Below are 22,726 nucleotides of genomic sequence, written 5' to 3'. Positions count from 1 at the left end.
GTTAAGCGGTTTCATTCTAACAATCTCATATTTTATTACCTTGTCAAAATGAGGATACCCCTTTATAATGTGTGTACATTGAATGTCTGTGTTAGGTTAACAAATGTCTTTTTAGAGAGGACATTGACGGAGAAAGGTGGAATTTCAGGTGAAGGCAATTCGAGTTGGACTATTAGGATTAGGAACAGTGGGAAGCGGTGTCGTCAAGATTATCCAAGATCATCAGGATAAATTAATGCACCAGATCGGCTGTCCGGTATTAATACAAAAAGTGCTTGTGAGCAATCCCGATAAAAAGAGAGATGTGGATGTGGCAAGAGAAGTCTTCACAACTGAAGTATACGATGTGATTAGAGATCCAGAGGTCGACGTCATTATTGAAGTGATGGGCGGCATTGAAGAGACAAAACAATATTTAATAGATGCGTTAAATGAAAAGAAGCATGTCATTACCGCCAATAAAGATTTAATGGCACTTTACGGAACAGAGCTTTTACATGTGGCGAAAGAAAATGGCTGTGATCTTTATTATGAAGCAAGTGTCGCCGGAGGAATTCCGATTCTGCGTACGCTGGAGGAAGGATTGGCATCTGACCGAATTACGAAAATGATGGGAATTGTGAACGGCACAACCAATTTTATATTAACGAAAATGAACGTCGATAAAAGCGCATATGAGGATGTCTTAAAAGAAGCGCAGGATCTTGGCTTTGCAGAAGCAGACCCGACAGCTGATGTAGAAGGACTGGATGCAGCAAGGAAAATGGCGATTCTTGCAAGACTCGGTTTTTCCATGAATGTGGAATTAGACGATGTGAAGGTCAGAGGCATCTCTGACGTTTCTGATGAAGACATTAATTTCAGTAAACGATTTGGCTACACAATGAAGCTGATCGGAATTGCCCAGCGGGACGGAGAGAAAGTGGAAGTCAGTGTCCAGCCAACCTTACTCCCTGATCACCATCCGTTATCATCAGTCAACAATGAATTCAATGCGGTGTATGTCTATGGGAGTGCTGTAGGGGAAACGATGTTTTACGGACCTGGAGCTGGAAGTCTGCCAACGGCAACCGCTGTTGTATCAGACTTAGTCGCAGTCATGAAAAACATGCGTCTTGGCGTGAACGGAAGCGGATTTATCGCACCGGAGTTTGAGAAAAAGATCAAATCACCGTCGGAAGTATTTGCTCAGCAATTTTTAAGAATTCATGTTAGAGATCAAGTCGGGGCATTTTCCCGCATTACATCTATTTTTTCTGAAAGAGGCATCAGCTTTGAAAAGATCCTTCAGCTTCCTGTGAAAGGGCATGATGAGCTGGCTGAAATTGTGATTATTACACACCGGACCTCAGAAGAAGATTTCTCAAATATCCTGCAAAAATTAAACGATCTCGACGTGGTGGTTCAAGTGAAGAGCACGTACCGAGTAGAAGGGAACGGTTTAAGCTGATGAAGTGGAATGGACTTATTGAAGAATTCCAAGAATTCTTACCAGTAAACGAATCAACACCAAAACTAACATTAAATGAAGGGAATACACCGCTGATCCACCTTGCCAAGCTTTCGGAAAAGCTAGGGATTGAGCTTCATGTGAAAACAGAAGGCGTCAATCCAACAGGCTCTTTCAAGGACCGCGGGATGGTCATGGCTGTTGCAAAGGCAAAAGAAGAAGGCAATGATACGGTCATGTGTGCTTCGACAGGGAATACTTCTGCAGCGGCAGCGGCTTATGCTGCTCGTGCTGATATGAAATGTATCGTCATCATTCCAGACGGAAAAATTGCCTTTGGCAAGCTTGCACAGGCTGTGATGTACGGAGCAGAGATCATTGCAATTGACGGTAACTTTGATGATGCACTGAAAATCGTCCGCAGCATCTGTGAAAAATCGCCGATTGCCCTTGTTAACTCTGTCAATCCGTACCGAATTGAAGGACAAAAAACGGCGGCATTTGAAATCTGTGAGCAGCTAGGCTCGGCCCCGGACGTACTGGCGATTCCTGTTGGAAATGCGGGGAATATTACCGCCTACTGGAAAGGCTTCAAGGAATACCATGAGAAAAAAGGAACTGGACTGCCTGTTATGCGCGGCTTTGAAGCAGAAGGCGCAGCAGCGATCGTGCGAAATGAAGTGATTGAACAGCCAGAAACAGTGGCAACTGCCATCCGTATCGGAAATCCTGCAAGCTGGAAACAAGCTGTGGCAGCGGCAGATGAATCAAACGGAAAGATTGATGAAGTGACAGACGAAGAAATTCTCCATGCATATCAATTGATTGCTCGTGAAGAAGGTGTGTTTGCAGAGCCAGGCTCATGTGCGTCTATCGCAGGTGTGCTAAAGCAGGTGAAATCCGGAGAAATCAAGCCAGGCAGTAAAGTTGTTGCGGTATTAACAGGCAACGGATTGAAAGATCCGAATACGGCCATTGATATTTCACAAATTAAGCCGGTCACACTTGATGCAGATGAAGATCAAATTCTTGAACACTTAGAAAAGGCCGCGCGCGTATGAGTAAAGCCTCCATGCTTTTTTCAATCACAGTACCGGGAAGCACTGCCAATTTAGGACCAGGCTTTGATTCAGTTGGAATGGCGCTCAGCCGCTATTTAAAGCTATCGGTCTATGACCATGATAGCTGGCTGTTTGAAGCAGAATCAGATGTCGTGTCTGGAATTCCATCAGGCACCGACAACCTCATTTATCAAACAGCCAAAAAGGTCGCAGATCACTTTGGAAAAACACTCCCGCCTGTTTATGTCAAAGTGTGGAGTGATATTCCATTGGCACGGGGGCTGGGCAGCAGTGCTGCTGCAATTGTGGCAGCCATTGAGCTAGCCAATCAGCTTCTCGAATTAAATATGCCGGATGATCAAAAGCTCTTTTTTGCAAGTGAGGTAGAAGGTCATCCAGATAATGCGGGTGCTTCTTTATTCGGAGGTTTACTGATTGGTCTTCATGAAGAAGACAAGACACATGCTGTCAAAGTGAAGCATGTGGATATAGATGTTGTTGTCGTGATTCCTTTTTATGAAGTACTGACAAAGGATGCCCGTGATGTCCTGCCAGAGGATTTTTCCTATAAACATGCTGTCAGTGCGAGTGCTGTGAGCAACGTGCTTGTTGCCGCCTTAATGACGCAAAACTGGCCGCTTGTTGGAGAAATGATGAATAAGGATTTATTTCATCAGCCTTACCGCACAATGCTCGTCCCAGAGCTGTCGAAGGTAGAGCATGTCGCTTCGCTAAAAGGAGCGTATGGAACGGCATTAAGCGGTGCTGGTCCGACAATCTTAACCTTAGTTGAAAAAGGGAAGGGAGAAGCGCTGAAAAAGCAGCTTGCCCAAAACTTCCCGCATTGCGAAGTAGATTTGCTGACAGTACCAGTAGAAGGTGTTGTCGTGGAGCATGATCCAGTCAATCAAGTAAAGAACGTGCTGTAAAAATGCACGTTCCAGCGTGTAGGCAAACCCTCGCATTCGGTGTCAGTCCTGCGTGCTGGTGCTCACGAATATTAATTCGCTCCGCTCCAGTACTCGTCCTTCCTAGACTGCAAAGGTTCTCTATCACGCTGAAAAGAAGAAAAAGAGCTAAAATAAAGATCATTTTAGCCCTTTTTCAATAACCTGAGAACGTGCTGTAAAAATGCACGTTCTTTTTTTATTCTTGTTTTTATAAAATGAAGCAGGGATTATTATTTAGAGGATCGAACTATTTTTTATGCATAAAAGGAGGAGATACATTCATGAAGAAATTGATGACAGCAGAAGATTTAACGAAGATTGTTTCTGTTTCTCATCCGGTTTATTCACCAGATGGAAAAAAGGCGGTTTTTACAAAGGTCACGGTGAATGACAAAAAGGACGATTACAACATCCATTTATGGGTTCGAGATGAAGAGACAGAGGAGCTGTCACAATGGACATTTGAGGATGGAAAGCATCATCAGCCAGTGTGGTCAAAAGACAGCAGGCAGCTTGCGTTTATTTTGCAAAAGCCAAAGGAAGCTCCCCAGCTTGCACTGATTCAGAGCGAGGGAGGCGGTGTGCGTACCTTAACGTCGATTCCATACGGAGTATCTCATCCTGTCTTTTCACCAAATGGAACTTTCATTTATGCGGCTGTGTCACTGAAACAAACAGAGTCTATACATGATGAAAAGAAGGAAGAGCGAGATGAGTTCGCTCCTGCGGTATATGATGATTTGACCTATAAAGCAGATGGCAGAGGTTTTTTAGATGGGCGTTTTACGCAGATCATTCAAGTGGATGTTCATTCAGGAGAGATCGAGGCAGTTACGAGCGGACAGCATCATCATGTGAATCACACGCTCTCTCCGTGCGGGAAATGGCTTGCCTATATTCAATCAAATCCTCAGAAACCTTACATAAGTGATGTATGCCTCCAATCATTAGAGGACGGTACGACAAAGAAAATTACACAATCTGCTGGCGCTTATTCCGCCGTGTCTTTTGCTCCTAATGGAGAAAGCCTCGTGTATATCGGACATGAGCGAGAATTTCAAAATGCTACGTTCCCAGCATTATGGCTGTATGATCTGAAGGAGGGAAACGGCGTTCAGCTGTCAGAAATGCTCGATATGTATGTGGGCAACTGTATGGCAGGGGATAGTGTTATGGGCGAAGCCAATCAGTTTCCGCAGTGGACAAAGGATAGCCAAGGGTTTTATGCGCTTGTTTCTGATCAAGGCAGTACAGGGATTTATTATTTCTCTGTTGAAGGCTTAGCCTATCCTGTTCGATTAGAGGCAGAGCATATCACAAACTTCAGCCTTCATCCGAATGAATCCAAAATGCTGCTGAGCCGGCTGTCACCCGTTTCTCCAAGTGAGCTGTATGAGCTGACATTAGGGGAGGCGGATCTAAAGCGAATCACGTTCGAGCATGATGAATTCCTCAAGGAGCATGTCCTATCGGTACCAGAGCCATTTTCGTTTCAGTCAAAAGAAGGCGACGAGGTGCATGGCTGGTTTATGAAGCCATCCCAATTGGAAGAGGGGAAGACTTATCCGCTTATTTTAGAAATTCATGGCGGGCCGCATGCCATGTATGGTTATACGTATTTTCATGAATTTCAAATGCTTGCCGCGGAAGGCTATGCCATCGTATATATCAATCCTCATGGCAGTCATGGATACGGACAAATGTTTACCGACCGTGTGAGAGGGAGTTATGGTGACGTTGATTATGAGGATGTCATGCAGGCTGTTGATCATGTGCTGAAAGCCTATGATTTCCTTGATGAAACAAGACTTGGAGTGACAGGCGGCAGCTATGGCGGTTTTATGACCAACTGGATTGTCGGACAGACCGACCGTTTTCGCGCAGCCGTCACACAGCGGTCCATTTCAAACTGGATTAGCTTTTATGGCATCAGTGATATCGGTTATTATTTCACAAGGTGGCAGATGGATGGGAATATTTATGATTCAGTCGATAAGCTATGGGATCGTTCGCCGCTCAAGTATGTGAAGCAGGTAAATACGCCGCTTCTCATCCTACACAGCGACGAAGACTATCGCTGCCCAGTCGATCAAGCAGAACAGCTTTTTGTAGCACTGAAGGAGCTTGGGAAAGACACAAGGCTCGTCAAATTCCCGAAAGCATCTCATGATTTATCCAGAAGCGGCCATCCGGGGCAGCGTATTCAAAGACTGACCTTTATAAAGGATTGGTTTAGAGAGAAGCTAAGCTAATAATAAAAAAACGACCCAAATCGGGTCGTTTCAGCGTGATGACAAACCCTCGCATTCCGTGTCAGTCCTGCGTGCTTGTGCTCACGAATATCAATTCGCTCCGCGCCAGTACTCGTCCTTCCTAGAATTCAAGGGTTTTCATATCACGCTGAAAAAGGCTAATACTGAAAAAAACGACCCAAATTCGGGTCGTTTTCATGTCATATATGAATTAGAAAACCTGTTCAACTTCTACAACGCCAGGCACTTCTTCTAATAATGCGCGCTCAATACCGGCTTTCAATGTAATGGTTGAACTTGGGCAGCTGCCGCATGCACCAAGAAGACGCAATTTGACAATGCCATCTTCAATGTCTACAAGCTCACAGTCTCCACCATCACGTAATAGAAATGGACGAAGTTTGTCTAGTACTTCCTGTACTTGGTCTTTCATTTCGACTTCAGTCATTAGATACAATCGCTCCTTTCACAACATATCACCATTATATTCATCTGGACGATAAAAATCTATTGATTGGTTTCAAAGTTTCCTTCTCATTATAGCACAATCTCATCTTGAAACAAAAAGTGATTTTGACTTTTTTCATACAGAAAATTCAGCTAAAATAAAGAAAGAATAGGGGGCTTGTCAAATGAATCAAACCGTCGATCTTTATGTATATGGAAGAGATGTACTTTGCGCTAGCTGCGTGAATCTGCCTTCATCAAAAGACACATTTGAGTGGTTAGATGCAGCGTTAAAACGAAAATATCCAAATCAGCCGTTTCGCATCACATATATTGATATTGAGCACCCACCAGAAAACGAACACCAAAAGGAATTGTCCGAACGAATTCTTGATGATGAATTCTTTTATCCGCTTGTCTTAGTGGAGGATCAAATTGTCGGAGAGGGCAATCCAAAATTAAAAGACATTTATCAAGAAATGGAGAAATACGGTTACACGGAGAGCAGTGAATAAACTGTTCTTTTTTTGAGAAAATAAACAGAACAAACGTTCCTTTCCGGGTTGAAAAAGAACGTTTGTTCGATTATAATGAAATGAAAGGAGCGTGAGCATCATGAATTATTTACTGAAACAATCTCTTCAACAGCAAATACCAATTGAGATGATTTATATGAAGAAAAACGGAGAGTGCACGAAGCGTAAAATCATTGTCCACCGTCAAACAGACCAGCTCATCCAAGCGTATTGTTTATCGAAAAAGACGATGAGAACGTTTCGTAAAGACTGCATCCTTGCCCTTGCTCCGATCAAATGGACCCGTTCATCGGCACATGCCGTTTCATAGAAAAAGCTCCCTCGACGAGAGGGAGCTTTGAGATAAAATTCACATGATGTTAGCCATTGTGATGCTTATACATCCAAAGGAGTCCGGATTTTAGAAGTCTTGGTACACGGCCAATAAGTGGACGATCTGCTACTAAGCCAAAGCCGGCTTTTTTCCCTAAAGAGCCTAATACACCTTTTAGCTTAAACTGAGGATAAGCCTCAGGAAGCGGCTCGTTTTTCCAGCGTTTTTGCAGAGATTGGACAATTTGTTCTGCCTGCGCCTCGGCAAGCTGTGCACTTGGGGCATGCGGAAGACTTGCGCAATCACCCACGACATAGACGTGCTCATCTCCAGGGAGATTGTGATGAGGTGTTAATACGACGCGGCCTTGTACGTCCTTTTCAACATCCATCTCTCGTATCACTTTGCTTGGCTGAATGCCTGCTGTCCATACGATGACCTCTGCTTCAATGGCATCATCATGGTTGTAAACAACACCTTCTTCAACCTTCGTAATATTGGCACAGTTAATGATCTTTACGTCATTTTCTTCAAACCACTTTTGCACATATAAACTTAATCTTTTTGGGAAGCTTGATAGAATCAGCTCTCCGCGGTCAAAAAGAATAATGTTTAAATCAGCACGGCTTTCTCTTAATTCACTGGCTAGCTCTACCCCGCTAAGTCCAGCACCGACGATACCAACCGTTGCACCTGCACCCAAATTGTTTAATTTGTTATACGTATGTCTTGACTGATCAATGGTTTGAATGCTGTATGTATGTTCTTTCGCACCAGGGACATTATGATACTTGTCCTCACAGCCGAGTCCAATCACCGTGTCGTCATAAGGAATGGGTTCACGGTCGCTGAATAAGATCTGTTTGTTTTCAATATCAATTTTTTCTACTTCCCCATATTGAATATCCAGCTTCGGATGCTCTGGAAAAGATACTCGAATGTGATGATCAGAGATCGTTCCAGCAGCGAGTGCATAATATTCTGTTTTTAAACAGTGGTAAGGATTTCGATCAATTAATGTGATAGTAACATCATCAGGTAATTGATTTGGCAATAAGCGGTGGAGAACCCGCATATTCCCGTAACCTCCGCCGATCAAGACTAAATTTTTCATGACGATTCTCCTTTTCCCCGTAGACATTGAAAAACACTTATACTAAAAAACTTTAAGTTAAAATACCAAATAAAATTATATCGAATTTACTGTGAAACCACAATAATTGTTTCAAAATAACCTACATATTCATTAGTTAGTCCTAAATAGTAAAACATTTTACGAGGAATAGGCGTAACGATACAGGTGAAGCTCATGTTTTGACTAATAGAAGGAATTTCGGTAGGATGGTAAAGCAATGTGAGGTGAAGCAAAGTGTTCCCACTGATCGAATTTTGTGTAAGTAATCTTGCACAAGGGTCTCAAGAAGCAAAAGAGAAGCTTGATAAAGACCCAAACCTAGACGTTATGGAATACGGCTGTTTAAGCTACTGCGGCAAATGTATGGACTCCCCATTTGCACTCGTGAATGGAGAATTTGTTTCCGGAGAAAATGCAGAGCAGCTAGTTGAGCGTATTTATGCTTTTATAGAGGAAAATGAGATGTTTTAAATGCACCACATGGGTCATGAGGTGCATTTTTTTCATATTTTAAATTTCCATTTTTAAGGAGAATGAATAGAAAGCGCATCCAATATGTTATGCTAATAAAATATCATTAAAATGAAGCATCACACGAGAGAAAATGAGGCATATGCATAATAAAAGCCCCTTGCCATGGCAGCAAAGAGCTTTTATGTATGAAAAACGGGGGATGATAAGATTGTCTCCTGAATCGACTCCTTTTATACTATAAAGAAACAACATTTTTGGAGGACGCTCATGACATCATTTCAATTCACGAAAATGCACGGACTAGGAAACAATTATATATACGTCAATCAGATGAAGGAACAGCTTCCAGAAGAGCAGCTGTCAGAGATAGCAATTCAGGTTTCTTCTGTTTACACAGGAATCGGTTCAGACGGAATGATCCTCATTTGCCCATCAGATGTTGCGCCTGTGAAGATGCGCATTTTCAACAATGATGGATCAGAGGGGAAAAACTGCGGTAACGGTCTGCGTTGCGTTGCAAAATATGTATATGAGCATCAAATCGTAACAGACACAACGTTCCAGATTGAGACATTGTCAGGACTTGTTGAAGCGACCGTTCATGTGCAGGATGGTCACGTTCAGTTAGTGACAGTAGATATGGGTAAACCTCGTTTTGAAAAAGAAGCGATGCCAATGCTTGGTGAACCGGCCAGTACAACGATTAATGAACCGCTTGATTTTGGCACGACGACCTTAAATGGAACAGCTGTTTCAATGGGGAATCCCCATATCGTTTTCTATTTAGAAGACATTGAACAGGCGCCGCTCGATTCGCTTGGGCCAATTATTGAAAAGCATGACATGTTTCCAGAAGGCGTCAATGTAGAATTTGTGGAACGTGTCAGTGAAACGGAACTGCATTTCCGCGTGTGGGAAAGAGGATCAGGGATTACGCAAGCGTGCGGTACAGGAGCATGTGCTGCGGCTGTATCAACGATTGTCAATGGACATGCGAAAAAAGAAACGGATATGACCGTTCATCTAGCTGGCGGAGACCTCATCATTCGCTGGAAAGACAATGACCATGTGCTGATGACAGGACCTGCTGAAACAATTTGTGACGGCACATTCTATCTCTAAACCAATTATTTGAGAAAAGGCAACATCACGTTTATAATTGAAAAGAAACATCCAGTCAAAAGGAGGGATGATCGTGAGTACACCAGTAACGATTACAGAAGCTGCTGCATTGCAGATTAAAGATATGATGAAAGAACATGAAGAAGAAAATGCGTTCCTACGAGTGGGCGTAAAAGGCGGCGGCTGCAGCGGTCTTTCATACGGAATGGGTTTTGACCATGAAGTTTCTGAGAAAGACACGCAGTTCGAACAGCAGGGCATCAAGGTCCTTGTCGACTCCGAAAGCCTTGACATCATGAACGGCACCATCATTGATTTCAAACAATCACTAATGGGCGGCGGTTTCACGATTGACAATCCGAACGCGATTGCTTCATGCGGATGCGGTTCTTCGTTCAGAACAGCCACGAATACCGGTACGCCAGAAGAGTGTTGAAAAGTTTAAATGGGTGTTACTGGTTATGAATTACATTGGAATTTTGAGTGTACACAAGCCTTTAAATGATATTAAAGGCTTCAAGTAAAGCTGTACAGGGAAAGCTTGAAACATACTGTCTCGATCTACTAGAAATATATGTCGATTATAAAGAGAAAATTAGCTTTGGCATCACAAAAGAAAAAAATGGATTAGACTTTTCTATATACAACAGGAACTTGAGGATATTGTAGCAGGATATGTCTGAGACATAAGAGGTAGTCCTTCAGACTCTGTATATGTAGTGGATAACAGCTATTCGAATTGTATAACAGTAAGTGTTATTATAATAAAAAACACTTTGAAGGAGGGGACTGACCCCCGTTTTTGAGACAGGAATCAAAACACCTTTATACAGCCAATTGCCGATAGTTTATCGGTGATTGGTTGTTTAGTTTCGTTTGAATACGAATGTTGTTATAACAGTGCGTTCTACGATGGTGGTCGTAGTGCGATCAATCCTGTTAAGATAGAACGTTTCAGACTTTAGTGAGGAATGAAACGATTCGATGGAGGCATTATCAGCGGGCGTCCCTTTACGGGACATGCTCATGGTAATGCCTTTTATATGAACAGCTTTCTGATACTCGTAAGATGTATACACAGAACCTTGATCGCTATGTAACACGCAATTCTCAGGAAGTGCTGGGAGCTGATTAAGTGTGTTTAAGATAAAGTCTGTGTCCTGCTTATCACCAATTGTAAAAGCAATCACTTCTCCATTATATAAATCCAATATACTGGAAAGGTACAATTGTTTCTGTCCATAAGGCAAATACGTGATGTCCGTGACTAGTTTTTCAAGAGGGCGATCAGACTGAAAATTCCGATCCAGTATATTACCGGCTACGGCATAAGGCTGCCCATTCTTCTTACGCTTTTTCATTTTAACCCGGCATTGCCACTGGTTTTTCTGCATGATACGTTGAACAGTTTTATGGTTAATACGCATTCTCATTTTTAGTATGGCTGTGATTTTCCGATAACCATATCGATATTTGTGCTTTCGACACAACGTGCCGACCTGTTTCTCTAGTTGTCTTTTAGAATGAGTCTGAGTCAAATCCTTTTTCCATCTATAATACGAAGTACGTAAGATGCCTAAATGGACACAGATGTCCTGTACCGTCATCGTTTTGCACAATTCTTCTACCAGTTTGATTGACGTTTCCTTATCAACTTCCTTTCCAATTCGTTGTACTTTTTTAAAACTTCATTCTGTTGACTCAAATAGCGATTTTCTGCCTGTAGTCGCTCTAATTCAGAAGAGTACTCGGGACCCTTTCCATAGGTATATTGTTTTCTAACAGGTTGTTCGAACCTGTGTGTATCCCCAGTTTTATGCCATCTCACCCATGTCTGAACCTGCGTCTTATTCTTGATATTCAATTCCTGCATGATCTCTTTCATAGGTACGCCTGCCCAATCTCATTTCTACAGCCTTCTGTTTGACTTCAACCGGATAACTCACTCTTGTCCCCATAGAAAAAACACCTCCATGTTTTATTTCGGATCACAACGATCCGTTTTCAAACTTGAAGGTGTTTTTTATTTGTCTCATCTTAGGGGGTCAGTCCCGGATATTACTTCGATAGTGAAAGGTATACAATAGGAAGACTTATGTCTGACAGTTATGATCGATTATATAACCCCCACTCTGACAGATGGGAATGGATTAATATGAAACTGGTGTAAAGCTATACTATGGAAAAGGTATGAAATCAGTTAGCGTATCATTTCACAATAATGAATAGAACCAGTCTTGGTAAAAAGTGAGTTCAAAAAGGTAATACAACATTATTTTCGAATAAGCAGTGTTCTTTTATTTAATTTCCAATGATATATCAATAAGAAATCAGTTTTGATTAATTATGAAGGTGGTATGTAAAAAAAAAACTATAAAGGTTATAATTAGAATATATAAAACTAATATCTTGTATGAACTAATTTTCAGTTCAATAGATATATTACTTCTATACTGGAGGATTTATATGCAAACTATAAGTGATAGTAGCTTATGGAAAAGTTCCATAGGAGAGAAACAAATAGACCAATATGAAACTTTTAGAATGAATTTATTATCAGCTTACGAGAATTTTAGAAAAAATACTATGATACTGTCTGCTGAAATTGCAAGAGATTTACCTAATTTTACTGTTCATGATATTACACACATCGATGCCCTATGGGAAACAGCTTCGAAAATTGTTGGTGAAGGCTATGAATTAAATCCGATGGAGGCGTTTGTATTAGGTAGTGCAATCCTTCTTCATGATTTAGGGATGGCATCGGCTGCTTATGTAGATGATGTGAGCCAACTTTTTGAAGGGGAAGAATGGGAAGATATAGTTGAATATTCTTTAAGAGAGGAACTAGGAAGAATTCCAACACAAGAAGAGAGAGAAAATATTCCTAAAAATGTTCTTGATAATGCAAAGGCTACTCGCTTAAGAGAACTGCATGCAACGCATGCAGAAAATCTTGTGAGTGCAGTTTGGACTACTAAAGAGGGACAGAGCTACCGTCTGTTGGAAGATCAAGAATTATTAGCGCATTTTGGAGAATATATAGGTCTTTTAGCATCAAGTCATGGCTGGTCAATAGAAAAAATGGAAAATGTCTTAAACATAGAAATTGGTGCTCCACCATCCTATCCAGATAGTTGGTCTGTAGATATACTAAAGTTGGCATGTATACTCCGTGTGGCTGATGCTGCACATTTAGATAGTAGAAGGGCTCCAGCTTTTCTGAGAGCTTTAAGGAAACCTGAACATTATAGTGATATTCATTGGAAGTTTCAGGGGAAGTTATCAAGACCAACTTGTCAAGGTGACCAATTAGTTTTTACCTCTGTTCAAAGATTTAATGAAGATGAAATTGATGCTTGGTGGCTAGCATATGAAAATTTATCTATGGTAAATAACGAGCTAAAAAGTGTTGACAGGATATTAAAGGAAAAAAACAAACCGACTTTTATAATAAAAGGTGTAAAAGGAATAGAAAGCCCAACTAAATTATCAGAAGTGATTCGTGTAAATGGTTGGGAACCAGTAAGTGCTAGCCTGCATGTAAGTGATGTACCTCATTTAGTTAAACAACTAGGAGGTGAAGGTTTATATGGGAAAGATAGTACAATTCCTTTAAGGGAGCTTATTCAAAATGCAAGGGATGCTTTGCATGCAAGAAGAACAATTCAAAACCATGGGAAACTTTGGGGAAGTATCACAATAAAAGTTGGTGTTGAAAATAGTAATGATTTTATTGAGATAATAGATAGTGGTATAGGAATGTCACAGAATACTTTGTGTCAAAAACTTCTAGCTTTTGGTTCAAGCTATTGGGGAAGCTACTTAATGACAAAAGAACATCCAGGATTACTTACAAGTAATTTTGAATCAATTGGTAAATTTGGAATAGGTTTTTATTCTACTTTTATGTGGGGGGAAAGAGTAGTAGTAAAAACAAGGACCATATATGATGGACCTAGTGAAACTAAAATACTGGAATTTGGGATGGGGCTTAGTGGTCGCCCGATATTAAAAAAATGTAATGTGAGAGAGGGTTTACAGGACCCAGGGACAAGTATACGTATTTATTTAGAAAATAAAGAGGAATTACTTGATTCAATGTTAAAAATTTTAGATGCTTCTGATGAGATATTCAAGGTCAAATCGAACGAAAAGTTGGCATCAATTTGTAGAATGATAGCTCCTACATTAGACGTCGATTTATATATCCAGTATGAAAATCACCCAGTTCAAAAAATAATTGAAGCGGATGATTGGAAAAATATTAATCCTGTTGATTTCATCATAAGTTTATCAGGTTATCAAAAAAATAATTGTCCCGATGACATTAAAAGTTTAGCTGAAAAAAATTCGGTATTAGTAAAGCCAATATTTAATGAAGATGGTGTACAAGTAGGACGAGCAGGAATAAGCCCAACTAAAGAAATCGGGTACTATAATAGTGAGATTAGTGGATATCTAACATGCGGTGGTTTGTATGTTGAAAAGCTACGAGGAGTATTCGGCGTAGTGGTTGGTGAAGTAGATGGAGCCAGTAGAAGCAGAGGGGTTCCTGTTGCGTCTGAAAAAACAATTGCTACATGGGCAACCGAACAAGGTCGAATTATTCTTGAGTATTTTAATCACTTATCCCCAGAAGTGTTGAACAGTGTAGCGGATATCATTTATGCGTTAGGTGGTAATGGTGAAGGTTTTCCATTATGTTACACAAATCATGGTTGGCTGAATTATTCTCAAATAAAAGAACACGAATGGTCTGAAAAAATAGGTTTTACTTCCCGATATCAAATAGGCGAAATTTTAAATCTTAAATCCCTAGAGCCAAATGTTATAGCTACAAGCTTTGGGGGGAGAGATGTTATTTTTCAAAATTGGCGTCAAGTTAAAATTGATATTGGGAATTGGAATACAAGGCATAATGTGTTAAAGGCGCTTGCAGAGATATATGAACTGAATATAGATGAATTTTTTCACAATTATTATAATAATAATAAAGACAGAAAAAAACCCATGAAAATAGGAACAACTTCAGATGGTAGTAAGATTGAAATTAATGTTGAAATAATACAATTTACCAAAGATTAATTAAAGAACATCAACACGTTAGTTAAGGGACTCTAATGGGTCCCTTTCTTTGCTAGGGTCATGAGCAGTATAACCCCATAGTAGATTCAGTCGCACGTATCATAATTCTAACATATCGTGTATAAAAAATGCCGATAAATAGTTTGTTTATGTTCCTGAAGTTAAAGAGGAGATTTTAGTAAGAAATCAGGGTAATTTGACTTAGTTATTCGTTTATTCATTTTCTTAATCTAATTAAATATTAGTCCAATGATAATTGTAGCTAAAGAAGTTAAGTATAATAACAGTAGTATTGCTATTAATAGAATGAAAAAAAGGTAATATTAACTTTTTTAATTTCCTGCGAGCTTCCTAATAACCGGGAAACACAAGTTGAAACAACCCTCGGGCTCAATTATATGGCCAGTAAGGATGCAAAACTCATGATGGCGCAATTCATCAGAGAAAGAGAACTGCATTATCTCCTTACGATTTTTCTCATGTTAAGCTAGTAGATATTAATGAAAACAGTTTTTTTTCAGGAATAAAATTTACAAAAATAGAGAAATTATTACTGGCAGCTTAGAAAAAAAGACACTCATTCAGCGTCTCTTTCTCAAATTGCTTCTTCTATTTTCAATAGTTCTTTATCCAAGACATCCACCAACTCTTGGGTGCTAAACATATAGATCACCACTTCTTTATTGCCATCTTCCACATGGACTTCAATTTCAATTTTAATCTTTGCTGTTTTTTCATGGTACACCACTTCAAAAGTGCCCATTCTTTTTGTTTCATTGTTTTTATTCATTTTTTGAACGTTGGTGAGTATCTGTTTGATTTCTTGATCACTCAAACCAGAATCCAAAACCGAAGTGGATACACGCTTTAAAAAAGGTTCTAGCTGATCAACATCCATATTCAATCCGGCAGCGAATTGAGCATAATGTTTGTTATAGTCTTTTGCAAACACTTCAACTGAACCGCCAATCATCAGTAACAAGCTTAAACTAATCATGAAACGCTTTATCATCTTTCCACCTATCCTTCATTACGATCTTCTCATTCTTATATCGGTTGAACCAATCAAACCTTCATTGATTCCATTCCTTCTTAAACAATTTGTAAATCGCTCAATTTTGTTACAGCTTGTCCTCACAACTGGCTATTTCCACTCGAAAAGAGTATCATGAGAACCAAACATAAACTGTCATCAGAAAAGAGGTTGCTGAGGTTTGAGTGAACAAATCAATTGCAGGAACTGTCATGAACTGATTCCGTATCGTTCAAAAACATGTCCATCTTGCGGGATAGACAAGCCGCTTCCGAAAAAGGAACGCGTGAAGGATCGGGTGATTTTGGTTGTGGCAGGAATTGTTGTGGTGTTACTTGCTGCAATGGTACTTGGAATGGCGAATGCCTATATTGGGATTTTTAAATAAACAAAAAAGGAGTTCCGCAGATGGAACTCCTTTTTTTGATCCGTTCTTATTTATTTTCAAATAAGCTTGTGGAATGAAGCGGCTGTACACGAGCTTTCGGGTCCATGTAAGCTTTCGCGTTGTTCACAGCAGTTGGTGCTTCACCAAATCCGCTTGCGATTAACTTGACTTTTCCTTCATACGTACAGATGTCTCCTGCCGCATAGAAACCTTCGATGTTTGTCTCCATCGTGGATTTGACCACGATGGAGTTCTTTTCGATTTCAAGGCCCCATTGTTTGATTGGTCCAAGGGAGGAAACAAAACCGAAGTTGACGATCACGTCGTCCACATCTAGTACATGCTTTTTATCGCCTTTCACTTCTTCAAGCACAATTTGTTCAATACGGTCTTCCCCAATGAGCTCAGTTGGCACAAATGGTGTTAGCACATTGACTTTCGAGTTGTGCAAGTTTTCTACACTGTGCTCATGTGCACGGAATTTATCACGACGGTGAATAATCGATACTTCTTTTGCGATTGGCTCAAGCATCAGTGCCCAGTCCACCGCAGAGTCTCCGCCGCCAAGAACAGCGACACGTCTGCCAGCAAATTGATTCAAATCATTAATGAAGTAATGCAGGTTACTTCCTTCAAATGATTCTGCTGTATCTAGCTCAAGCTTTCTCGGTTGGAATGCACCGTTACCAGCTGTGATGATGATCGTTTTAGAATAATGAACCTCTTGATTTGTCACAAGTTTAAAGATACCATCTGCCTGTTTTTCAACCGTTTCAACTGCTTGCTCTAAGCAAATGGTTTGATCAAATTTATCCATTTGTTCCTTTAAGTTATCAATTAATTCTTGTGCGCGGATTTTTGGAAAACCAGCCACATCATAAATGTATTTTTCAGGGTAAAGAGCGGATAATTGACCGCCGAGCTGAGGAAGGCTTTCAATGATTTTCACACTTGCCTGTCTCATGCCACCGTAAAACGCAGTAAACAATCCTACTGGGCCGCCTCCGATAACGGTAATGTCATATACCTTAGAATCTTCTTGCATTTCTTTAATCCTCCCAAATGAAAATTGTTATCACTATATCATATCATACCACACATCGTCGTTTGACTTGTTTTGAAAAACTTGTCGTTTTTTGATGCCGAAGCTTTGAAAAAGAGGAAAAAGTGAGAAAGACCGTTTATCATAAGGATTTTCAGTTTAAAGCCTTGAAAATTGGATCAGAACTCGCTATTATTGTTAAGGGAACTAAATATTAATTTTTTATGAATTTTTGTCGGATACGGTCAAATGCTTTCGTTTTATGTAGGTGAAAGTTCAGATTTTCACATACTTATTTTTTTGTTTAAATTTCATAAAATGCCGCAAAGCGGTTGAGAATAACGATATGTAATTCTTTATCCGTTTTACAGCAAATTTAAAAAAGGTGGATGTGATTCCAGTGAATAAACCGAAAATCGTTGTATTAGGTGCAGGTTATGGCGGATTAATGACTGTAACAAGATTAACAAAACAGCTTGGCACAAATGATGCGGACATTACTCTTGTGAACAAGCATAATTATCATTACGAAACAACATGGTTACATGAAGCAAGTGCAGGTACACTTCATCATGACCGCTGTCGTTATCAAATCAAAGATGTGATTAACAGTTCCCGTGTCAACTTTGTACAAGCAACAGTTGAAAGCATTAATAAGGAAGAGAAGAAAGTCGTGACATCAGATGGTGAACTTTCTTACGACTACCTTGTTGTTGCGCTTGGTGCTGTTCCTGAAACATTTGGTATTGCAGGACTGAAAGAATATGCATTCTCAATCTCTAACATCAACTCTGCTCGTCAGCTTCGTGAGCATATTGAGCTTCAATTTGCGACGTATAATACGGAAGCTGAAAAACGTCCAGAGCGCTTGACAATCGTTGTCGGCGGTGCGGGCTTCACAGGTATTGAGTTCCTTGGTGAGCTTGGAAACCGTGTGCCTGAGCTTTGCAAAGAGTATGATATTGATCAAAAAGATGTGCGCATCATCTGTGTAGAAGCTGCACCAACAGCTCTTCCAGGATTCGATCCTGCATTGATCGACTATGCAATGAACTACCTTCAAGGTAAAGGCGTTGAGTTCAAAATTGGTACAGCGATCAAAGAATGTACGCCAGAAGGCATCATTGTTGGAAAAGACGATGATACTGAAGAAATCAAAGCTGAAACTGTTGTTTGGGCTGCTGGTGTACGCGGTAACCCAATCGTTGAAGAAGCTGGATTTGAAAACATGCGCGGACGCGTAAAAGTATCTCCAGATCTTCGTGTACCAGAAAATGATGATGTATTCATCATCGGTGACTGTTCATTGATCATCAATGAAGAAATCAACCGTCCATACCCACCAACTGCACAAATCGCTATGCAGCAAGGTGAAACAGTAGCGAAAAACCTTGCCGCACTAGTGAAAGGTGGTTCTCTTGAAAGCTTTAAGCCAGACATCAAAGGAACAGTTGCTTCTCTTGGTGAACACGACGCTGTAGGTGTTGCGTTTGGTAAAAAACTTCAAGGAACAAAAGCTTCAGCAATGAAGAAAATCATCGACAACCGTTCTTTATTCATGGTTGGCGGACCAGGACTTGTTCTGAAAAAAGGAAAATTCAAGTTCTTCTAAACCGATATAGACAAAAACGTGTATCCTCGTGATACACGTTTTTTTTGACATATTTTCTTACTTGGTTATCGGCAGTAAAGTATGGTATGATAAATTATCAGAAAATTTAGATTAAGGGAGTGAGCAATATGAATGCACATACAAAAGAAAAGAAGTCCACCTGTCAATATTGTTCGGGGAAAGGATATTTTCAGCTATTGCTCGGCGGATCTGAAACATGTGAGGAATGTAAAGGGACAGGAAAGAAGCTTTAATCCATCTGCTTTTTCCATTGATTGACTTCATCTCTATTTCCAAGTTAAACTAATGATGGGATATTTGGGGGTGGAGATGAAGTGATCAGTTTACCAGTCGTTATTATTTCCGTTATTTTATTTTTCGTGTTATTCTTCGGCATTGGCTTTTTGCTCAATATGCTGCTGAGAATGTCATGGATTATGGCTATTTTATATCCAATTGTATGCCTTTTCATTATCAACAATCAAAAGATGATTGCTTATGTCAGAGAACCGGGCATCGCTTTTTCAGGAATAGGGGACCGCATTGTCTCTCTCGCAGCGGCTGATATCATTATTTTGTTAAGCGGTCTGATTGGTGCAATTGCATCAGGTTTTGTCATTAATGCACTTCGAAAAAGAGGGTATCAAATGTTTTAACTCACTTGTAGATAGGCAAGTGGGTTTTTTTGTTTCTCCTTTGCATAGTTTCCATTTTGTTTGGAAACAAATAGATGGGTAGAGGAGTGACAAATAAAGATGAAAACATGGATGAAACGATTGTTCATGACAGCCCTTTTTATGCTTGCTCTTTTGACAAGCTTTACGGGCATATCTGGAGTTGAACCAAGTGATGTAGCTGCCTGGGTGAAAGAGACTGATCCTGGCAAGCAAGTATCTTCTTTTTTCCAACAGCAAAAAAGAGAAACGATGGCACTCAAAAGTGATGACTTGCGGGCTATTTCTCTCGAAGAAGCGTTCAATTGGAACGATTACCCGAAGCAAAAGGTTGTCGCCACAGGCTATACAGCAGGTGTGGAATCAACAGGTAAAACGAAGGAACACCATGCATATGGCATTACATATTCAGGCGTCAAAGTGAAACGTGATTTATATTCAACTGTGGCTGCGGACCCATCAGTCTTTCCGATTGGAACGGTGCTCTTTATCCCAAACTATGGCTACGGAGTGGTCGCAGATACGGGAAAAGCCATTAAAGGTCATAAGCTTGATTTATACTATGAAACAGTAGATGATGTGTATAGAGAATGGGGTAAAAAAGTGCTCGATGTGTATATCATCAAAAAGGGCGAAGGAACGTTAACGGAAAAAGACTTAAACCAGCTTAATGAAGCAAAATCAATGCAAGTATTCCGTCAGCAGTTTCAAGCCAATAAAGAATAAAAAAGCTTTGGACAAGTTTGAGGTCCAAAGCTTTTTTCGCTTCTACATGAAGTAATAATCTAAGATAAGTGTCAGCAAGATCCCTGTTAAGCCGCCAAAGAAGACTTCAATCGGCTTATGACCAAGAAGCTCTTTCAATTTCTTTTGCTTTTCTTTTTCTTCCGCACTCGGGAAATTCTTTGCTTCAGAAACAAATCGGTTAAAATCTGTTACCAGCTTGTTCAGTACAGTTGCCTGTTCTCCTGCCTGTCTGCGCACACCTGTCGCATCGAACATGGTAATAATCGCAAAGATGGCGGAAATCGCAAAGATTGATGTATTTAGCCCGTGCTCTAAAGCCACTGCTGTTGAGAGTGCTGTTACGGCTGCGGAGTGTGAACTTGGCATTCCGCCTGTGCTTGTAATGAGCGACCAATCTAGTCGTCTAGAAATGATAAATTGAATCGGTACTTTTACAAATTGAGCAAAAAAGATGGCTGCAAGGCTGGCAAGCAGCGGAAAATTCGTCAGTACGCTCATGAACAAGAAACATCCTCTCTGTAAGAAAAAATATCGTGCAAAATGGTGGACTGTGTACCCTAGTATGATGAAAAAATGATAGCAGATTCAAATGCTGCCAAGTCCATGTTCAATTATAACATTAAAGAAAGTAGATGTGGAACGAGGAGACGCGGACGGGCTGTACAAGTTTTCATCGCTTTTTCATGATGCCCTTCCGCGTGTGAAAATATAAATGTTCATCAAGTAAAGACAGACTGGCAATGATCGTATAGACCCGCAAATTTTGATATAATAGAAGTTCCAATGTGAAAAATGGAGTTCATTGAAGGAGCGTGTGATAAATATGTTTTTCTCGACAAATGAATGGCAACATAAAGATACACTGGCGATCGGACTTTTTCAAAAGAGCCAATTATCAGGAAAAGCAAAAGAAATGGATGAATTACTTGAAGGACGAATCACTGAATTATTAAAAGAAGGCGATATTTCATCTAAACGAAATCAGCTTTCGAAGTTTTTCCCATCCCCTGAAACAGGCATCAAACGCATTTATTTTGTCGGACTTGGGAAGGAATCAGATTACACGTTTGAAGAGGCAAAAGAAGGGTTTGCCCATTTATTTAAAAAGCTTCATCAAGATAAAAAGCAAGCGGTTTCGGTCTTACTGGATACGTTTATTGGAAAGGATCTGCCTGCCCAAGATGCAGCCCATGCCCTTTCTGAAAGCTGCCTTTTAGCTACATATGAATTACAAGATTTTAAACATAAAACAAATGAGCCGGATCGCTTCATCGAATTTGTTTATGCAATGACGGATCATGATACGACTGAAATTCAGGCAAGTCTGAAAGTGGGCGAGGTCTACGGACAGTCCGTCAATTCGGCTCGTACCCTTGTGAATATGCCGCCGAATATGCTCACATCCTCTGATCTGGCTTCGTACGCGGCAGAGCTTGCGTATAAATACGAATTTGAGATTGAAATTTTAGATAAAGAACAAATGGAAGAGCTCGGGATGGGCGGGATTCTAGCTGTCAATAGAGGCTCAACAGAACCACCAAAGCTCATCGTTCTGAAATATCAAGGCAAGGAAGAATGGACGGACGTGATTGGGCTTGTCGGTAAAGGCATCACATATGATACTGGTGGCTATTCGTTAAAGCCAAGAGCCAGTATGGTTGGGATGAAAACTGATATGGGCGGCTCAGCCTCTGTTTTAGGCGCTATGGAAATCATCGGTGAACTGCGCCCAGAGCAAAATGTCATTGCTGTTATTGCTTCGACAGACAATATGATCTCGGCTGACGCGATGAAACCGGATGACGTCATTGTGTCGCTTAGCGGTAAAACAATCGAAGTGCTGAATACGGATGCAGAAGGCCGTCTTGTTTTAGCAGATGGGGTGACATATGCGAAGCAGCACGGTGCCTCTGTTCTTGTAGACGTGGCGACATTAACAGGCGGAGTCATTGTGGCACTTGGAAATGAGACAACAGGCGTCATGACAAATAACGATGAACTGTATGCCCAGTTTAAAGAGGCATCAGAAGAATGCGGTGAAATGATTTGGCAGCTGCCAATCACTGAAAAAGATAAAAAGCGCGTACGAAACAGCAAAATGGCAGATCTCAATAACTCACCAGGACGTGATGGACATGCGATCATGGCAGGAGCTTTCATCGGTGAATTTGCTGAGGATACGCCTTGGGTTCACTTGGATATTGCAGGAACAGCCACAACAGAAAAGCCTTCATGCTTTGGGCCAACAGGGGCGACAGGTGTGATGGTACGGTCATTGGCCACATTTGTGGAACGATTTGAAGGAAAGAAATAAAGGATGAGGCTCTGCCAAATGGCAGGGCCTTTTTTATGTAGGTCAAACGCCATTTGACGTAGTATTTTTTCTATGGTAACATACGTTG

At 40.6% G+C, this 22,726-nt stretch carries 20 protein-coding genes and 2 pseudogenes; 16 read left to right on the top strand and 6 right to left on the bottom strand.

Annotation, left to right across the window (positions count from 1 at the left end):
* The first annotated feature begins 148 nt into the window (after positions 1 to 148).
* From NSS78_RS15010 to NSS78_RS14995, 4 genes are all read left to right on the top strand, one after another.
* Positions 149 to 1,450, top strand: coding sequence for a homoserine dehydrogenase (locus NSS78_RS15010; RefSeq protein ID WP_003213524.1), 1,302 nt, complete (start codon positions 149 to 151; stop codon positions 1,448 to 1,450).
* A complete protein-coding gene (thrC, locus tag NSS78_RS15005) occupies positions 1,450 to 2,511 on the top strand; it encodes a threonine synthase (protein ID WP_044140848.1) in 1,062 nt (353 codons plus the stop codon). The genes NSS78_RS15010 and thrC overlap by 1 nt, the downstream gene beginning before the upstream one ends.
* Entirely contained in the window at positions 2,508 to 3,440 is a 933-nt protein-coding gene (gene thrB / locus NSS78_RS15000; RefSeq protein WP_034620114.1) for a homoserine kinase, read from the top strand. Before thrC ends, thrB begins: the two co-directional genes overlap by 4 nt.
* 302 nt (positions 3,441 to 3,742) lie before the next feature.
* The gene (locus NSS78_RS14995; RefSeq protein ID WP_212045505.1) at positions 3,743 to 5,713 is read left to right on the top strand and encodes a S9 family peptidase; all 1,971 of its coding nucleotides are present in this window, start codon (positions 3,743 to 3,745) and stop codon (positions 5,711 to 5,713) included.
* 211 nt (positions 5,714 to 5,924) lie between these two features.
* Here NSS78_RS14995 and NSS78_RS14990 read toward each other — a convergent pair.
* A pseudogene (locus NSS78_RS14990) lies at positions 5,925 to 6,224 on the bottom strand (NifU family protein).
* Between the two features lie 121 nt (positions 6,225 to 6,345).
* Here NSS78_RS14990 and NSS78_RS14985 point away from each other — a divergent pair.
* Both NSS78_RS14985 and NSS78_RS14980 read left to right on the top strand, forming a co-directional pair.
* Positions 6,346 to 6,675 (top strand): YuzD family protein, encoded by a 330-nt coding sequence (locus NSS78_RS14985; protein ID WP_003212989.1) that lies wholly within the window; start codon positions 6,346 to 6,348, stop codon positions 6,673 to 6,675.
* Between the two features lie 100 nt (positions 6,676 to 6,775).
* Positions 6,776 to 7,006 (top strand): hypothetical protein, encoded by a 231-nt coding sequence (locus NSS78_RS14980; protein WP_003213664.1) that lies wholly within the window; start codon positions 6,776 to 6,778, stop codon positions 7,004 to 7,006.
* Between the two features lie 49 nt (positions 7,007 to 7,055).
* On the opposite strand, the gene NSS78_RS14975 is transcribed toward NSS78_RS14980, so the two are convergent.
* Positions 7,056 to 8,123, bottom strand: coding sequence for an NAD(P)/FAD-dependent oxidoreductase (locus NSS78_RS14975; RefSeq protein WP_212045504.1), 1,068 nt, complete (start codon positions 8,121 to 8,123; stop codon positions 7,056 to 7,058).
* Positions 8,124 to 8,378: 255 nt separating this feature from the next.
* On the opposite strand from NSS78_RS14975, the gene NSS78_RS14970 reads away from it, so the two are divergent.
* The 3 genes from NSS78_RS14970 to erpA all read left to right on the top strand — a co-directional run bounded on the left by NSS78_RS14970 (position 8,379) and on the right by erpA (position 10,176).
* On the top strand, positions 8,379 to 8,615 hold the full coding sequence (locus NSS78_RS14970; RefSeq protein ID WP_003213414.1) for a YuzB family protein: 237 nt from the start codon (positions 8,379 to 8,381) through the stop codon (positions 8,613 to 8,615).
* 270 nt (positions 8,616 to 8,885) lie between these two features.
* Positions 8,886 to 9,740 (top strand): diaminopimelate epimerase, encoded by an 855-nt coding sequence (dapF, locus tag NSS78_RS14965; protein ID WP_041091838.1) that lies wholly within the window; start codon positions 8,886 to 8,888, stop codon positions 9,738 to 9,740.
* A 73-nt stretch (positions 9,741 to 9,813) separates the two neighbouring features.
* Entirely contained in the window at positions 9,814 to 10,176 is a 363-nt protein-coding gene (gene erpA / locus NSS78_RS14960) for an iron-sulfur cluster insertion protein ErpA (protein WP_017358921.1), read from the top strand.
* Positions 10,177 to 10,565: 389 nt separating this feature from the next.
* Here the strand turns inward: erpA and NSS78_RS14955 are convergent.
* Positions 10,566 to 11,698: pseudogene (locus NSS78_RS14955) on the bottom strand (IS3 family transposase).
* Positions 11,699 to 12,206: 508 nt separating this feature from the next.
* Here NSS78_RS14955 and NSS78_RS14950 point away from each other — a divergent pair.
* A complete protein-coding gene (locus NSS78_RS14950) occupies positions 12,207 to 14,828 on the top strand; it encodes an ATP-binding protein (RefSeq protein ID WP_212045503.1) in 2,622 nt (873 codons plus the stop codon).
* 595 nt (positions 14,829 to 15,423) lie between these two features.
* Here the strand turns inward: NSS78_RS14950 and NSS78_RS14945 are convergent.
* On the bottom strand, positions 15,424 to 15,840 hold the full coding sequence (locus NSS78_RS14945; protein WP_212045502.1) for a hypothetical protein: 417 nt from the start codon (positions 15,838 to 15,840) through the stop codon (positions 15,424 to 15,426).
* Positions 15,841 to 16,042: 202 nt separating this feature from the next.
* On the opposite strand from NSS78_RS14945, the gene NSS78_RS14940 reads away from it, so the two are divergent.
* Complete coding sequence (locus NSS78_RS14940; RefSeq protein WP_008346803.1) at positions 16,043 to 16,249, top strand: hypothetical protein; 207 nt, start codon at positions 16,043 to 16,045, stop codon at positions 16,247 to 16,249.
* A 46-nt stretch (positions 16,250 to 16,295) separates the two neighbouring features.
* Here NSS78_RS14940 and yumC read toward each other — a convergent pair whose 3' ends face one another.
* The gene (gene yumC / locus NSS78_RS14935; protein ID WP_212045501.1) at positions 16,296 to 17,294 is read right to left on the bottom strand and encodes a ferredoxin--NADP reductase 2; all 999 of its coding nucleotides are present in this window, start codon (positions 17,292 to 17,294) and stop codon (positions 16,296 to 16,298) included.
* Between the two features lie 391 nt (positions 17,295 to 17,685).
* Here yumC and NSS78_RS14930 point away from each other — a divergent pair, with 391 nt between their 5' ends.
* The 4 genes from NSS78_RS14930 (at position 17,686) to NSS78_RS14915 (ending at position 20,303) form a co-directional block, all read left to right on the top strand.
* Positions 17,686 to 18,903: an NAD(P)/FAD-dependent oxidoreductase gene (locus NSS78_RS14930; protein WP_161792789.1), complete on the top strand. Its 1,218-nt coding sequence runs from the start codon at positions 17,686 to 17,688 to the stop codon at positions 18,901 to 18,903.
* Positions 18,904 to 19,031: 128 nt separating this feature from the next.
* The gene (locus tag NSS78_RS14925; protein WP_157957789.1) at positions 19,032 to 19,157 is read left to right on the top strand and encodes a YuiA family protein; all 126 of its coding nucleotides are present in this window, start codon (positions 19,032 to 19,034) and stop codon (positions 19,155 to 19,157) included.
* A gap of 81 nt (positions 19,158 to 19,238) precedes the next feature.
* Positions 19,239 to 19,559, top strand: coding sequence for a YuiB family protein (locus NSS78_RS14920; protein ID WP_003212933.1), 321 nt, complete (start codon positions 19,239 to 19,241; stop codon positions 19,557 to 19,559).
* Positions 19,560 to 19,658: 99 nt separating this feature from the next.
* Positions 19,659 to 20,303, top strand: a complete 645-nt coding sequence (locus NSS78_RS14915) for a 3D domain-containing protein (RefSeq protein WP_003212854.1) — start codon at positions 19,659 to 19,661, stop codon at positions 20,301 to 20,303.
* Between the two features lie 42 nt (positions 20,304 to 20,345).
* Here NSS78_RS14915 and NSS78_RS14910 read toward each other — a convergent pair whose 3' ends face one another.
* Positions 20,346 to 20,822, bottom strand: a complete 477-nt coding sequence (locus NSS78_RS14910) for a divergent PAP2 family protein (protein WP_003212726.1) — start codon at positions 20,820 to 20,822, stop codon at positions 20,346 to 20,348.
* A 325-nt stretch (positions 20,823 to 21,147) separates the two neighbouring features.
* On the opposite strand from NSS78_RS14910, the gene NSS78_RS14905 reads away from it, so the two are divergent.
* On the top strand, positions 21,148 to 22,638 hold the full coding sequence (locus NSS78_RS14905; protein WP_050944058.1) for a leucyl aminopeptidase: 1,491 nt from the start codon (positions 21,148 to 21,150) through the stop codon (positions 22,636 to 22,638).
* Positions 22,639 to 22,726: the final 88 nt, after the last annotated feature.

It is taken from the genome of Bacillus sp. FSL W8-0920 (assembly GCF_038593215.1).
Classification (GTDB): Bacteria; Bacillota; Bacilli; order Bacillales; family Bacillaceae; genus Bacillus; species Bacillus pumilus.
Note: the sequence above shows the minus strand (reverse complement) of the source record. Positions and strands in the feature narration are given on the sequence as shown.